8 protein-coding genes are annotated in these 14,881 nt (G+C 72.2%); 3 read left to right on the plus strand and 5 right to left on the minus strand.

The window, feature by feature from the left end; all coding sequences use genetic code 11:
- Positions 1 to 25 precede the first annotated feature (25 nt).
- The 4 genes from LG391_RS14915 to LG391_RS14930 are packed head-to-tail and all read right to left on the minus strand — an operon-like array spanning position 26 to position 4,378.
- Positions 26 to 1,033 (minus strand): ABC transporter permease, encoded by a 1,008-nt coding sequence (locus LG391_RS14915; RefSeq protein WP_225768786.1) that lies wholly within the window; start codon positions 1,031 to 1,033, stop codon positions 26 to 28.
- Positions 1,030 to 2,010 carry an ABC transporter permease gene (locus tag LG391_RS14920; RefSeq protein ID WP_225768787.1) on the minus strand — a complete coding sequence of 327 codons (981 nt, stop codon included), beginning with the start codon at positions 2,008 to 2,010 and terminating at the stop codon, positions 1,030 to 1,032. Before LG391_RS14920 ends, LG391_RS14915 begins: the two co-directional genes overlap by 4 nt.
- Positions 2,007 to 3,530: a sugar ABC transporter ATP-binding protein gene (locus LG391_RS14925; protein ID WP_225768788.1), complete on the minus strand. Its 1,524-nt coding sequence runs from the start codon at positions 3,528 to 3,530 to the stop codon at positions 2,007 to 2,009. The genes LG391_RS14920 and LG391_RS14925 overlap by 4 nt, the downstream gene beginning before the upstream one ends.
- Entirely contained in the window at positions 3,527 to 4,378 is an 852-nt protein-coding gene (locus tag LG391_RS14930) for a sugar phosphate isomerase/epimerase (protein WP_225768789.1), read from the minus strand. Before LG391_RS14930 ends, LG391_RS14925 begins: the two co-directional genes overlap by 4 nt.
- 255 nt (positions 4,379 to 4,633) lie before the next feature.
- On the opposite strand from LG391_RS14930, the gene LG391_RS14935 reads away from it, so the two are divergent.
- Positions 4,634 to 10,672: an AAA family ATPase gene (locus LG391_RS14935; protein ID WP_225768790.1), complete on the plus strand. Its 6,039-nt coding sequence runs from the start codon at positions 4,634 to 4,636 to the stop codon at positions 10,670 to 10,672.
- Here LG391_RS14935 and LG391_RS14940 read toward each other — a convergent pair.
- Positions 10,636 to 11,385 (minus strand): response regulator, encoded by a 750-nt coding sequence (locus tag LG391_RS14940; protein WP_225768791.1) that lies wholly within the window; start codon positions 11,383 to 11,385, stop codon positions 10,636 to 10,638. The genes LG391_RS14935 and LG391_RS14940 overlap by 37 nt on opposite strands.
- 251 nt (positions 11,386 to 11,636) lie before the next feature.
- Between LG391_RS14940 and LG391_RS14945 the strand changes: the two genes are divergently transcribed.
- The gene (locus LG391_RS14945) at positions 11,637 to 13,211 is read left to right on the plus strand and encodes an NAD(P)/FAD-dependent oxidoreductase (RefSeq protein WP_225768792.1); all 1,575 of its coding nucleotides are present in this window, start codon (positions 11,637 to 11,639) and stop codon (positions 13,209 to 13,211) included.
- Between the two features lie 33 nt (positions 13,212 to 13,244).
- A complete protein-coding gene (locus LG391_RS14950; protein WP_225768793.1) occupies positions 13,245 to 14,852 on the plus strand; it encodes an FAD-dependent oxidoreductase in 1,608 nt (535 codons plus the stop codon).
- The last annotated feature ends 29 nt before the right edge of the window (positions 14,853 to 14,881 follow it).

Below are 14,881 nucleotides of genomic sequence, written 5' to 3' on the forward strand. Positions count from 1 at the left end.
TCTGGTTCTTGGAATGGTGACGGAGCTAGGCCCCTCCCCTGCGGCGGCGCCAGACGCTCCAGCCGACGGCGGCGATCAGGATCAGGCCCTGGGCCGCGTCGCGCAGCGGCTTGGGCAGGCCGATCAGGTTGAGCAGGGTGAACAGGGCGGCGAGGCTGAGCGCCCCGGCCACGGCGCCCGGCACCGTGCCGCGGCCGCCGAGCAGCTGGGCGCCGCCGATGACGATGGCGGCGATCGCCTGCAGCTCGTAGCCGTCGCCGACATTGGTCGACACCCCGGCGAAGCCGCCGAGCAGGATGCCGGCGGTGACGGCCGAGAGAGCGGAGATCACGAAGGCGATGGTGCGCACCAGCCGCACCCGCGTCCCCGCCAGCTCCGCCGCCCGCGGATTGTCGCCGATGGCGAGCAGCAGGCGGCCCAGCACGGTGCCGTGCATCAGCCACCACAGCAGGGCGACCGCGACGACCATGACCACGACCGCCAGCGGCAGCAGGTCGACGACCGGCAAGCCGCGCCAGGTCAGCCGGCCGAAGTCACGGAAATTATCGGGCAGGTAGCCCTGCGGCGACCCGCCGGACCAGGCCAGCGCGATGCCCTTCAGCGACAGCAGCATGCCGAGGGTGGTGATGATCGACGGCACCTTGAGCCAGGAGACGACGAGGCCGTTGAACAGGCCGACGGCGAGGCCGATGCCGTAGACGAGGGCGATCACCCACCAGGTCTGCGCCGGGTCGCCCTGGATCAGCAGCGCCGAGGCCATCACCACCAGGGTGATCAGCGACCCGACCGAGAGATCGAAGCCGCCGGCGACGATGACGAAGAGCTGCCCGGCCGCGAGGATCACCAGCGGCGCCGCCCGGCGCAGGAAGTTCATGTAGCCCTGGGGCTCCAGGAAGGCCGGGCTGGCCACGGCGATCGCGACCAGCAGCACGATCAGCACCCAATAGGCCGGGCGGATCGCGGCCAGGCGGCGCAGCGGCGACGGCGCGGCCTGCGGCGGGCTGATCGGGCGCGGCTCCGTCGTCTCGATCATGCCACGTGCCCCCGGGTGCGGTAGGCGTAGACCGCGACCGCGGCGATGACGATGCCGCCGCGCAGCACCTGCTTCACGAACGCGTCGATGCCGACCATGGTGAAGATGGCGTCGAGCGTGCCGAACAGGATCACCCCGGCCAGCGTGCCCCAGACGCCGCCGCGGCCACCGGCCAGGATCGTGCCGCCGATCACCGCCACGGCGATGGATTCGAGGTCGTAGAGGCCGTCGCGCCCGACCCAGGGGGCGCCGGAGCGCAGGCGGCTGGCGAGATAGAGCCCGGTCAGCCCGGCGGCGAGGCTGCAGATCACATGCGCCGCCAGCGTCACCCGGTGGGTGTGGATCCCGGCCAGGCGGGCCCCGTCCGGGTTGCCCCCGGTGGCGTAGAGATGGGCGCCGAAGCGGGTCGAGCGCAGCACGAAGGCGGCGCAGCCGGTGAGCACGAACAGGCCGATCACCGGGTAGGGCACCGGCCCGACCTGGCCGTAGGCCAGCACCTGGAAGCTTTCCGGCACCGCCCCGGCGAAGTTCTGGAACGAGGCGCTGAGCAGCCCCTGCAGCCCCAGCCCGCCGCCGAGCGGGGCGATCAGGGGGTTGATCTCGAGCCGCGTCACCAGGAGGCCGTTCACCGCCCCGACCACGGCCGAGATGGCGAGCACCGCCGCCACAGCCGGCAGCATCATCGCCGGGTCGCCCTGCATCAGCCAGGACGCCATCACCGCGCCGACGCTGACCAGGTTGGCGACCGAGAGGTCGATGGAGCGGGCGAGGATGACGAAGGTCTGGCCCAGCGCCACCAGGCCGAGCGCCACCACCCGCTCCAGCACCGCGATCACGCCGCCGGCCGAGAGCTGCGCCGACTGGCCGGTGGCCAGCGCGGTGGCGGCGAAGCCGACCGCCGAGGCCGCGATCAGGATCGCCGGCACCGGCAGCTCGGCGCGGCGGCGCGGCCGCCCGGCAGCGGCGACCGCGCTCATGCCGCCCCCATCGCCGCGACGGCGTCGAAGCGGTGGCCGGTGGCCAGCGCCATGACCTCCTCCTCGGTGGCGCCGCCCGGCCGCTCGCCGACGATGCGGCCGGCGCGCATCACCAGGATGCGGTCGGCCAGGCCCAGCGCTTCCGGCAGGTCGGAGGTCGCGACCAGGATGCCCCGGCCGCGGCCGGTGAAGTCGCGCATCAGCCGGTAGATCGCGGCCTTGGCGGCGACGTCGACGCCGCGGGTCGGCTCGGCGAAGACCAGAAGTTGCGGATCGCAGGCCAGCCAGCGCGCCAGGATCGCCTTCTGCTGGTTGCCGCCGGACAGCAGCCGGACCTCCTGTTCCCAGCTCACCGCCCGGACATCGACCGCCGAGAGGATGCCGTCGATCTCCCTCGCCCCCACCGCCTTGCCCTGCGGCCGGGCCAGCAGTGAGGCCAGGCCGCGGCGGGCCAGGAGGCCGTTGTCGCGCACCGACTGCATCAGCGCCAAGCCGTCGCGCTTGCGATCCTCCGGGACAAGGCCGAGCCCGTGCGACAGGGCCGCCCGCACTGAGCCCGGCCTCGTTTCCTTCGTCCCGATCCACATCCGGCCACGGACGAACGGCTCGGCCCCGACCACGGCCCGCGCCAGCGCTGTCTTGCCGGAGCCTTCCAGCCCGGCGACGGCGACGATCTCGCCGCGACGTACCACCAGGTCGATGTCGGACAGCACCGCGTTGCCGCCGCCTTCGACCCGCAGCACCGGGTCGCCCGGCGGGTCCGCCGGCCGCGGCGGGTAATAGTCGCTGAGCGGCCGGCCGACCATCAGCCGGACCACCTCGTCCGGCCCCGTCTCCTCCCGCTTCCGGGTGGCGACGTGGCGCCCGTCCTTCAGCACGGTGACGGTGTCGGCGATAGCGAACACCTCCGGCATCCGGTGCGAGATGTAGACCACGGCGACGCCGGCGGCCTTCAGGCCGCGCACCAGCTGCAGCAGCCGGGCCGCCTCGACGTCGTCCAGCGCCGCGGTCGGCTCGTCCATCACCAGGATGTGGGCGTCGACCGCCAGCGCCTTGGCGATCTCGACCGTCTGCTGCTCGGCGATGGTCAGATCCCGCGCCGGCGTGTCCGGATCGATGTCGGAGGCCAGGCGGGACAGCAGCGATCGGGCGCCGGCCCGCATCGCCGCCCGGTCGAGCCGGAAGCGGCGCACCGGCTCGATGCCGAGATGGATGTTCTCCGCCACCGTGCGGTCGGGCAGCAGGCTCAGCTCCTGGTGGATGATGCTGATGCCGGCGGCGCGGGCGGCGGCGGGGTGGGCGAAGCGCGCCGGCGCGCCGTCGACCAGGATCTCGCCGGCATCGGGGGCGTAGACGCCGCCCAGCACCTTCATCAGGGTCGACTTGCCGGCGCCGTTCTCGCCGCAGAGCGCGTGGATCTCGCCGGCCCGGCAGGCGAAGGACACGCCGTCCAGCGCGACCACGCCGGGGAAGGCCTTGCGGATGCCGCGCATCTCGAAGCGCGGCGCGGCGCCGGTCATGCCGCGGCCTCCCACTCGCGCCGGATCAGGGCGATGGACTCCGCGAACAGCGTGTCAAGGTCCGGGAACAGGTCGCGCCAGACCCGGGTGGCGGCGGCGAGGTCCGGCAGCGCCCGGCCGAAGGCCTCGACCGTCAGCCAGCCGTCATAGCCGATGCCGCGCAGGGCCCGCAGGGTCGCCGCGAACGGCACATGGCCGCGGCCGGGGATGCCGCGGTCGTTCTCCGACAGATGGACATGGGTGATGCCGGCGGCATGGGCGGCGATCACGCCGACCGGGTCGCGCTCCTCGATGTTGGCGTGGAAGGTGTCGTACATGAAGCCGAAATTCGGGTGCCCGACCCGGGCGCGCAGCCGCTCGCACTGCTCCATCGTGTTCAGGGCGTAGCATTCGAAGCGGTTCACCGCCTCGATCGACAGATGGATCCCCGCCTCCTGCGCCCGGCCGGCGGCCCAGTGCATCGCTTCGGCCAGGTTGGCCAGTTCGTCCTCGGTCGGGCCGGAGCCCGAGAACACGCCGAGCGGCGAGTGGTACGGGCCGCCGATCACGGTGGCGCCCAGCGCATGGGCGCAATCGATCGCCCAGGCCAGCCGGTCGCGGGCACGGCGGCGGATCGCGGGATCGCCGCTCAGCGGGCTGCAGCCGGGGTCGGAGATGATGCTGGTGGTGGTGCGGGCCAGGCCGAGCTCGTCCAGCACGCGGCCCAGGGCGGCGCAATCGGCCTCGGTCCCACCCATGACCGGCACTTCGACGCCGTCATAGCCATGGCGCTTCAGGGATTCGAGCACCGGGCGGTCGGCGGGCGAGATCGCCCCTCCCACCACCAGCAGGTTGAAGCCGATTTGCATGCGTTCCTCCCAGCCTGGGCTCGTGGCTGACGCTCGTGCCCTGGTTCTGATTTTTGGAAAGCATGAGGTTCGCCCGGCTTCGCCGTCAACGCGCCGGCACGGCCCGATGTCCGACATTCTGGACAATCGGCGCCCTGCCCGATCGCCCGGTCGGCCGTCCGCGCGTCTCCACGGATCCCGCGACGCAGGCCGGGGCAACTGGTATAGGGTTGGTCGATCGAGGGCAGCGCCACGCCTGCCGGGAAGGTGCCAGCCGTGCCGGACGACCCCTATCAGCCCCGCCGCCGAGAGGTGATCCACCGCACCCCCACCACCACGGTGACCCGGGCGGTGCTCGGGGACGGCCGCCCCGTGATCCTGAAGGAGGGCCTGGGCGAGCCGGCGGTCGGCCTGCTGGACCGGCTGCGGCGCGAGCACGAGATCCTGTCGCGCTTCGAGTCCGACCTCGTCGTCCGCCCGGTCGGGCTGCAGCCCGACGGCCCGGAGGGGCCGGCCCTGGTGCTGGAGGATGTCGGCGGGATCGCGCTGTCGGAGTGGATCGCCGACGCGCCGCCGGACCTCGCCGGCCGGATCGCGATCGCGGAGGCTCTGGCGCTTGGCCTGGCCCATGTGCATGAGCGCGGCGTGCTGCATGGCGACCTGTCCGCCCACAACATCGTGATCGATCCGGCGACGCGCCGGGTCAACTACATCGATTTCGGCGGGGCCGTGGCGCTGGACCGCGGCGCCTCCATTCCGGCCGAGGCCCTGCCGGCCGTGGAGGACCTGACCGCCGTCGCCCCCGAGCGCACCGGCCGGATGAACCGGCCTGTCGACCATCGTGCCGACCTCTATTCGCTCGGCGCCGTCCTGTACCAGCTGTTCGCCGGCCGCCCGCCCTTCGCCGGCGAGGAGCGGCTGGAGCTGCTGCACGCCCATCTGGCCCAGCGCCCGGTGCCGCTGGACGCGCTGCTGCCGGAGTTTCCGCCGGTGCTGGCGGAGATCGTGGCGGCGCTGCTGATGAAGGACGCCGCGGCCCGGTACGGCAACGCCGCCGATCTCGTGGCCGATCTGGGACGCTGCCGCATCGGCTTCGCGCCGGCGGGGGTCGCAGGGGGGCGCATCGCCCCCTTCGCCATCACGGCCGGCAGGGGTGGCGACAGCTTCGGCGACGAGCTGTACGGCCGCGCCGCTGCCCTGACCGCGCTGCAGGAGGCGTTCGAGACGGCCCGCGGCGACCGCGGCGGCGCCGTCCTGATCACCGGCGCCCCCGGCCTCGGCAAGAGCGCGCTGCCCGCCGGGCTGCGCGACCGCGTGGCCGAGGCCGGCGGGCATTTCGCCGCCGGCAAGTTCGAGCAGCAGCGCGACGAGCCCTATTCCGGCCTGGTCCAGGCCTTCGCCGGGCTGGTCCGCGGTGTGCTGACCGAACCCGACGCCGTGGTCGCGGCTTGGCGGACCGCCCTGCTGGACCGGCTGGGCCGCAGCGCGAGCGTGCTGGCCGAGCTGGTGCCCGGACTCGATCGGCTGATCGGGCCGCAGCCGCCGGCGGCCGTTCTGGCCCCGGCCGAGGCCGGGCGCCGGCTGGCGCAGGCGGTGCACGAGCTGGTCGCCGTCTTCGCCACGCCGGACCATCCGCTGGTGCTGCTGCTGGACGATCTGCAATGGGCGGACGCCGCGAGCCTGGAGCTGCTGGGCCCGATCTGCGCCGCCGCGCCCGGCGGCGGGCTGCTGCTGGTCGGTACCTGCCGCGACGGCGACCCCGGCCCTGCGCTGCGGGACACGCTCGAGGCGCTCGACGCACAGCCCGGCGGGCTGCGCCGCATCGACTTGCAGCCGCTGGCGCCGGAGGATATCGAGGCCATGCTGACCGCGGCCTATCCCGGCAGGCCGGATCAGGCGACGGCCGCAGCCGCCCTGGTGCATGCCAAGACCCTGGGCAACCCGCTGTTCGCCCGCCAGCTGCTGGGCCATCTGCGCGAGACCGGCGCGATCGGTCCTTCCGGGAACTGGGACCTGGACCGCATCGCCGCGGTGGATGCGACCGACAACGTGGTCGGCTTCCTGGCCGACCGCATCGGCCATCTGCCGGCGGAGCTGCAGCGCGTGGTGACCACCAGCGCCTGCCTCGGCATGCAGGTCGACGCGCAGGTGCTCGGCGCCGTGCTCGGCCTCGACGACGCGCATCTGCGGCGAATCCTCGGCGACGCGGTGGCGGAAGGGCTGATGGTCGTCCGCGACGGCGGCGTCGGCTTCGCCCATGACCGGATCCGCGAGGCCGCCTACCGGCTCGCCGCCGAACCTGCGGTCCTGCATCGCCGCATCGCCCTGCTGCTGCTGGAGCGGACCGGCGAGGCCCAGCTGCCCGGCGCCGCCTTCGCCATCGCCCGGCACCTGAACGCCGCGGGCGACCTGGATCACGATCCCGCGTTGCGGGCGCGCTGCGCCGAGATCAACCTGATCGCGGCCCGGCAGGCGCGGGCGACCGCAGCCTTCGCCCCCGCCCGCGACTATGCCGAGACCGGGCTGCGCCTGACCGATCCCGGTTTCTGGGAGACCCGCTACACCGATATCGCCGAGGCGGCGCTGCTGCTGGCCGAGTGCCGGATGCTGACCCAGGACCACGCCGCCTTCGACCGTGAGGCGGAGGAGCTGGCGGCCCGGCTCAGGACCGATGAGCATCGGCTGCAGCTGGCCATGCTGCGGCTGCTGTCCTTCGATGCGCGTTCGATGGGGCACGAGGCGATCGAGGCCGGACGCCAGGCGCTGCGCCTGGTCGGCATCGAGCTGCCGGCGACGGTTGAGCAGCAACGCGAAGCCGTCGGCGCCGAGTTCGCCGAGTTCCAGCGGCTGATGGCCGGCCGGCCGGCCGAGGCGCTGCTGGACCTGCCGCCCCTGCGCGACCGGCGCCTGGCGGCGGCGATGCAGATCCTGTTCCGCCTGGCCCCCGACGCCCACGACACGCTGCAGCCCGAGCTGTTCGCGCTGATGGCGCTGCGCAACGCCAACCTGATGCTGCAGCACGGCAGCGACGCGCTGGCACCGGGGATCATCGTCACGCTGGCCCTGACCCTGCGGGGGCTGACCGGCGACAGCGTGACGGCCGACGCGCTGGGGCGGACGGCGATCGCCCTCGACGCACGGCTGGGCCATCCGCTGACCGCCAGCGTCACCTTCGTCTACAGCTATTTCCTCCAGCACTGGCTGCATCCGCTGGAGAACGCGCTGCAGCTCAATCTCGACGGCATCCGCGCCGGCTTCGAGATGGGCGACATCCAGTTCGCCGCCTATCACGCCGCCACCTATGTGATCCACCTGGCCTGCAATGGCGGAGCACTGCCGGAGGTGGTCCGCGCCGGCGAGGACCATCTGCGCCTGATCGGCGACCAGAACCGGACGGCGGCCGTGCATTGCCGGCTGGAGGTGGATTTCGCCGCGGCCCTGATGGGCCGGACCGCGGCGCCGACCAGCCTGGCGCGCGACCGGGTCCGCAGCGAGGCGGAAGAAGAGGACCATCTGCGGGCGCTGGGCTTCGCCGAGCGCAGCCGCTATCTGATCCGCCGGCTGCAGTTGGCCCTGCTGTTCCGGGACCTCGACGCCGCCCGGCGGCTGATCGCGCCCACCAGGGCCAACCTGCCCGGCGTCGACGCCAATGTGATCGAGGCGGACGGCGTCACCACCCTGCTTCTGGCGGCGTTGGCGGATGGCGGCGACCGGGGTGGGGATTTCGCGGCGCAGCGCGACCGGCTGCGCGCCTGGAGCACGCTGAACCCCCACAATTTCGGCGCGATGGACAGCCTGGTGGAGGCGGAGCTGGCACGGGCCGACGGCCGGGCCGGCGACGCGCTCCGTCTCTACGGCGACGCCATCCGCCGGGCCGAAGCCGGCAAGCTGACCCACTACGCCGCGCTGGCCAACGAATATGCCGGCCGCTGCTGCCTGGGCCTCGGGAACGAGGTCGCCGGCATGGCCCATCTGCGCGAGGCGGCGGCGCTATACGGCTATTGGGGGGCATCCGCGAAGGTGACGGCCCTGGAGCAGGAGTTCCCGCGGCTGGCCGCACGGTCGCGCACGGGACGCGCCTCGCTTCGCGAGCCCGGCAGCCCCGCCGGCGAGGACGATATCGATTTCCGGGCCGTGCTCCGCGCCGCGCATTCGATCTCGCGCGAGATCGACCTGCCCCGCCTGGTGCAGCGGGTCCTCGGCGCGATCCAGGAAAGCGCCGGCGCCTCCTACGGCGTCCTGGTCCTGCGGCGCGAGGACGGCCTGCATGTCGAGGCCGTCGGGCGCGACCGGGAGGTCTCGGTTCTCGCCGGCGACGGGACGGCACGCCTGGAGGCCAGCGATGCCCTGCCGCAGTCGGTGCTGTCCTACGTGCTGCGCACCCGCGAGGCCCTGGTCCTGGACAACGCACAGCATTCGCCCGAGTTCTTGCGGGATCCCTATATCCGCGCCAATCGCGTCGCCTCGGTCCTGTGTGCGCCGCTGGACGAGCGGGGGCAGGTCGACGGCCTGATCTATCTCGAGAACAACCTCGCCGCGGGGGTCTTCAGCCCCCGGCGGCTCGAGGTCGTGCAGGTCCTCGCGGCGCAGGCGGCGATCGCGCTCGCGAATGCCCGGCTGTTCACCGCCCTCGACGGCGCGCGCACCGAGCTGCTGCGGGCCAATGAAGGACTCGAGCAGAAGGTCAGCGAACGGACCGCAGAACTCGACGCCGCCCGCAACCGCGCCGTCGCCAAGGAGCGCGAGGCGCGCCGGGCCCGGCGTGCCGCCGAGGTCGCCAACCAGGCGAAGTCCCGCTTCCTGGCGGTCGTCAGCCATGAGATCCGGACGCCGATGAACGGCGTGCTCGGGATGCTGCAGATCCTCGATCGCGACCCCTTGCCCGAGGAACAGCGCCGCTATCTGGAGATCGCCGAGGAATCGGGCCGGTCCCTGCTCGACCTGATCGATGGCATCCTGGACTACGCCCGGCTGGAGAACAGCCGGGAGGCGCTGGACCTGCACGATTTCGACCTGCACCGGCTGGTGGCCGACGCCATCGAGCTGATCCGCCCCCAGGCCGCGGCCAAGGGTCTGGCCCTGACCCTGTCGATCGATGCGCCGCCGGAGGCGATCCTGCACAGCGATCCCCGCCGCCTCGGCCGGGTGCTGATCAACCTGCTCAGCAACGCAGTCAAGTTCACCTCGGAGGGCGGCATCGCCGTGACCGTCGGCCTCGACCCGATGTCGGGCGCGATGCCGCGGTCGACGCTGCATATGGCGGTGACGGACACCGGGATCGGCATCGCCCCCGACATGCATGAGCGGATCTTCGGCGACTTCATCCAGGCCGATTCATCGATCGCGCGGCGCTACGGCGGCACCGGGCTGGGCCTGGCGATCTGCCGGCGGATCGCCGACCTGCTGGGCGGCACGCTGACGGTCGACAGCGCTCCCGGCCGCGGCAGCACCTTCCGCCTGGCCGTGCCGGTGACGCCGGGCACGGCCAGGCCGGAGGCCCCGGCGCCGGTCGCGGCCGGCCCGGCCCTGTCGGTGCTGGTGGTCGACGACGACCCGATCAACCGGGCCGTGGCGGCGGGGCTGCTCGGCCGGCTGGGGCACCGGGTCACCCTCGCCGATGGCGGCCAGGCCGCGATCGAGGCTGCGGCGGCCGGGACCTTCGACGTCGTGATGATGGACCTGCACATGCCAGGCATGGACGGGCTGGAGGCCACGCGGCGGATCCGGGCCCTGCCGGGCGACCGCGAGCCGCCGCACATCCTGGCGTTGACCGCCGACCTGACCGACGGCAGCCGGCAGCGCTGCGCCCTGGCCGGCATCGAGCGCATCCTGGGCAAGCCGCTGCAGCTGGCCACGCTGCAGCGCATGCTCGCCGCCATCTCCGACTCGCGCCCGCCGGTCGAGCAGCCGGCGGCGTCGGCCGATCCGACGGCCCTGGTGGACCGCGAGTTCTATGACGAGCGCCACGAGATCCTGGGCATCCGCGAGCTGGCGCGGCTGGCCCTGATGTTCCACCGGGTGTCCCGGCCGATGGTCCGGGCGATCGGGGCCGCGGCCGACGGCGGCGACCGCAGCAGCTTGGCCCGCCTGGCCCATCGCCTGAGCAGCTCGGCCGGCGCGTTGGGCCTGGTCCGCCTCGCCCGCCATGCGGCCACGATCGAGGCTTGCGCCGGCGACGACGTGCCGGTCGACGGCCTGGCGGACATGGCGGCGGCGCTGGTGCCGCTCCGCCGCCTGTCGATCGACGCCCTGATGGCGGAGATACGGCGGTCCGCGGCTCAGCCGCGCGCGTCGGTGCGGACGCCCAGCTTGTAGCCGACCCCGGTCACGGTGACGATCACCGGCGGCCCGCCGTCCTGCGTCTGCAGCTTGCGCCGCAGCCGGGCGACCAGCGCGTCGACGGTGCGGTCGCCGACCTCGGTGTCGCGGTTGCTGACCACCTCGACCAGGTAGTCGCGGCTGAGCGGCCGGCCGTTGGCCTGCACCAGCGCCGCCAGCAGGTCGAACTCGCCGCGTGTCACCCGCACCGGGGTCCCGTCCCGGGTCGTCAGCTCGCGCCGCGTCTGGTCCAGGAGCCAGGAGTCGAAAGTGATCACGGAATTGTGCCGCGCGGCGGCGCGCTCCAGCCCGCGGCGGCGCAGCAGCGCCCGGGACCGGGCCAGCAGCTCTCGCAGCTTCACCGGCTTGGTCACGTAGTCGTCGCCCGCCAGCTCCAGCCCGACGATGCGGTCGACCTCGCTGTCCTTCTGGGTCACGAAGATGATGCCGACCGCGCTGGTCGACCGGATCTCGCGGGCCAGGTCGAGGCCGTCGCCGTCCGGCAGCTGGATGTCGATGAACAGCAGGTCGGCCGGGCTGCGCTTCAGGGCCCGCCGGCATTCCGCGCCGGTCGCCGCCTCCTCCACCTCGAAGCCCTCCTCGGCGAAATAGCGCGCGATCATGGTGCGCGTGACCGGGTCGTCCTCCACCACGATCAGGCGATCGCGCCGTCCGGCGCTGCCTGTCCCGTCCGTCGTCCTGATGCTCATCAAAAATCCTGCCCTGCCCCGCAGCCGTTCCTTGTCGAGGCGCGTAGCGGATGAATGCGAACGGCCGTTCAAATCTGGTTTACATCCCACCCTGCTTGGCATGCTACCAGAGTCGGCAGGATTCGGCATCCGAACGTGTCGCGGTGGCAGGAAACAGCCATCGGCCGGAGCAGGATTCGAGAGTTTTTTCCTAAAATTCTTGAGAACGGGGTGGGTCCGCCCGGCCCCGCTCGACCGGCGAGGAGGCGAGCATGTCCGAGCAGCAGACCACCTACCCGCATGTTCCGATCGCCGAGATGCTGCAGCGGATCCGGAAGGACAACACCGGACACGGCACCAAGCACGTGGTGATCCTGGGGGCCGGCATCGCCGGCCTGGCGGCGGCCTACGAGCTGCAGCAGCTCGGCCACATCGCCACGATCCTCGAGGGCAGCGAGCGCGTCGGCGGCCGCATCCTGACCCACCATTTCAAGGACGGCAGCTACAACGAGCTGGGGGCGATGCGCGTCCCGGGCTCGCACGACTACACCCACTACTACATCGACCGCGCCGGCCTGACGGGCCGGCTGATCCCGTTCGTCAACAGCGTCCCCCAGAACTTCCTCGACATCCACGACGTGGTCTGCCGGCTGGGAGAGGACCGCAGCCGGATCTATCCGCGCTACGGCCTGCCGGAGACCGCGCCCTCGCCCGACGGCGCCTATCCGCAGGATCCGGGTGGTGCCATCTTCGGCTGGGTGCTGGCCAACGCCATCGCGCCCCTGACCCCGTACGAGCAGGACAGCCTGTTCAAGGGCGAGGTGACGACCGACAGGCTGCGCTATCTCGACAGCCTGTCTCTCGGCGCCTTCCTCGACACCGTGCTGCCGCAGCCGGTGAAGCAGCTGGTCGGCGCCTATACCAGCCTCGCCGTCTGGTTCGACAAGGCGGTGACGATGTTCATCCGCGACACCATCGTCGGCACCGGCAACAACCTGACCACGCTGCATGGCGGCATGAGCCAGCTGCCCGACACGCTGGCGGCGATGCTGCGGCCGGGCACGGTGATGCTGCAGCACGAGGTCACCCGCATCAGCCTGACCTCCGAGACCAGCGTCGAGATCGGCTATGTCGGGCCGGAAGGCCCGCAGATTCTGGCCGCGGACTATGTGCTGTGCACCCTGCCCTTCGGGGTCATGCGCCGGCTGCAGCTGGACGGCTTCAGCTACGCCAAGCGCCTGTCGATCAGCCAGATGGCCTACGCCGCCTCGACCAAGGTCATCCTCGACTGCCGCGAGCGGTTCTGGCAGTCGCGCTACGGCATCTATGGCGGCGGGTCGGTCTCGGATGGGCTGCAGCGCCAGACCTACTATCCGATGGATCACCTGCAGGTCGAGCGCGGCCCGCTGCCGTCGCGGCCCTGGTCCAACCCGCACACCGGCCCGGCGCATGACGAGCGCACCGGCCCCGCGCCGAACGCCGATTCCACGATGCCCGGCGCGCTGCTCGGCGCCTATTGCTGGGGGTCGGACGCGCTGCGCCTCGGGCTGATGGAGCCGGGGGCACAGGTCGAGGCCGTGCGGCGCGGCATCGCCCGGTACCATCCGGAGATCCTGGACGACAGGCTGGTGGTCGATTCCGCGTCGATCTGCTGGCAGTCGCACAAATGGTCGGCGGGGGCCTTCGCCTTCCTGCTGCCCGGCCAGCTCGGCTCGATCTTCCTCGACGGCAAGAAGCCGGAGGGCCGGGTGTTCTTCGCCGGCGAGCACTGCTCGCTCGACCAGGCCTGGATCCAGGGCGCGCTGATCGCCTCGCTCGAGGCGGTCGACCAGATCGTCAGCATCTGACGGCCGGCACCTCTCGCAGAAGGAGTGATGATCATGGGCGCGGAGATCGACGGCGTCATCGACTGTGCCATCATCGGCGGCGGCATGGGCGGCGTGTACAGCGCCTGGCGGCTGGCCACCGCGCCTGAGTCCAAGGTCCCGGCGGCCGGCATCCACCTGTTCGAGATGAGCGACCGGATCGGCGGCCGGCTCGACACCGTCCGCCTGCCCGGCATGCCTCATGTGCCGGCCGAGCTCGGCGGCATGCGGATCATGACCTCGCAGTCGCTGGTCATGGGCCTGGTCCAGCGACTGGGCTTCAAGACCGAGCCGTTCCCGATGGGCGGCAAGCAGAACCTGGCCTATCTGCGCAGCCACCGCTTCCAGGTCGGCCAGTATGGCGACGCCTCGGTGGTGCCGTACTGGCTGACCGGGGAGGAGCTCGGCAAGCCGCCGTCGAAGCTGGTGGTGCAGGCGATCGAGACGGTGATCCCCGGCGCCAGCAGTATGAGCAACGAGGAACTGCGCAAGGCTTGTGCCGCCGCCACGCTGAACGGCTTCCCGCTGCGCCAGCACGGCTTCTGGCAGGTGCTGCTGAACGCGCTCAGCATCGAGGCCTACAACCTCGCCTTGGCCGGCGGCGGCTTCAACACGGTGCTGACCAACTGGAACGCGGCCGAGGCCATCCCCTGGTACATGGAGGACTGGTCGATCCCGGCGGACCAGACGGCCTATGTCCATCTGCCCGAGGGCTACGAGGCCCTGCCCCGGCGCCTGTGCGACGAGTTCGAAGCGGCCGGCGGCCGCGTCCATCTGCGGCGGGAGCTGATCGCCTTCAGCCGGCGCGAGGACGGGCTGTACGCCCTGACCATCCACGACCACGGCGTCGGCCGCGACCATGTCGTGCTGGCGCGCCGCTTGGTCCTGGCCATGCCGCGCCGGTCGTTGGACCGCATCGCCGAGCATCCGCTCGACCGCGCCGGCCCGAGCGAGTTCTTCGCCAAGCCCGGCGTGGCCGACCTCCTGGCCACCGTCACCGGCCAGGCACTGTACAAATTCGCCCTGGCCTATCCGCAGCCCTGGTGGCACGCGCTGGATCTGGAGTCCGGCGATTCGGTCACCGACCTGCCGCTGCGCCAGATCTATTACTTCGAGACCGAGGGCGACATGCCCGGCGGCGACCCGGGCAACCGGAACTCGCTGCTGGTCGCAGCCTATACCGATGGCATCTCGGTCGACTTCTGGGAGGGCGTCCGCCACAGCGGTCCGCGCTTCGAGGGCCGGCCCAATCCCTTCGTCGCCGCCGGGGAGGCGCGGCTGCCCGACATCTACGACGTCAGCGCGCTGATGGTGGCCGAGGCGCATCGCCAGCTGCTGGAGGTGCACGGCGTGACCGATGCGCCGGAGCCCTATGCCGCCGCGTTCCGCGACTGGGGCGACGACCCCTATGGCGGCGGCTGGCACTCCTGGAACATCGGCGTCGACACCGCGGCGGTGATGCCCCGCATTGTCAAGCCGGTCGCCGACGAGGAGGTCTATATCTGCGGCGAATCCTACTCGACCTATCAGGGCTGGGTCGAAGGCGCGCTGCAGACCGCCGAGATGATGCTGACCGGGCATTTCGGCCTGGCCCCCGCCCCGGCCGGCAGCCCCGCCGCCTGACCGCCCCTCGCCTGGCCCCCAGCCCGGAA

It is taken from the genome of Inquilinus sp. Marseille-Q2685 (assembly GCF_916619195.1).
GTDB lineage: Bacteria > Pseudomonadota > Alphaproteobacteria > DSM-16000 > Inquilinaceae > Inquilinus.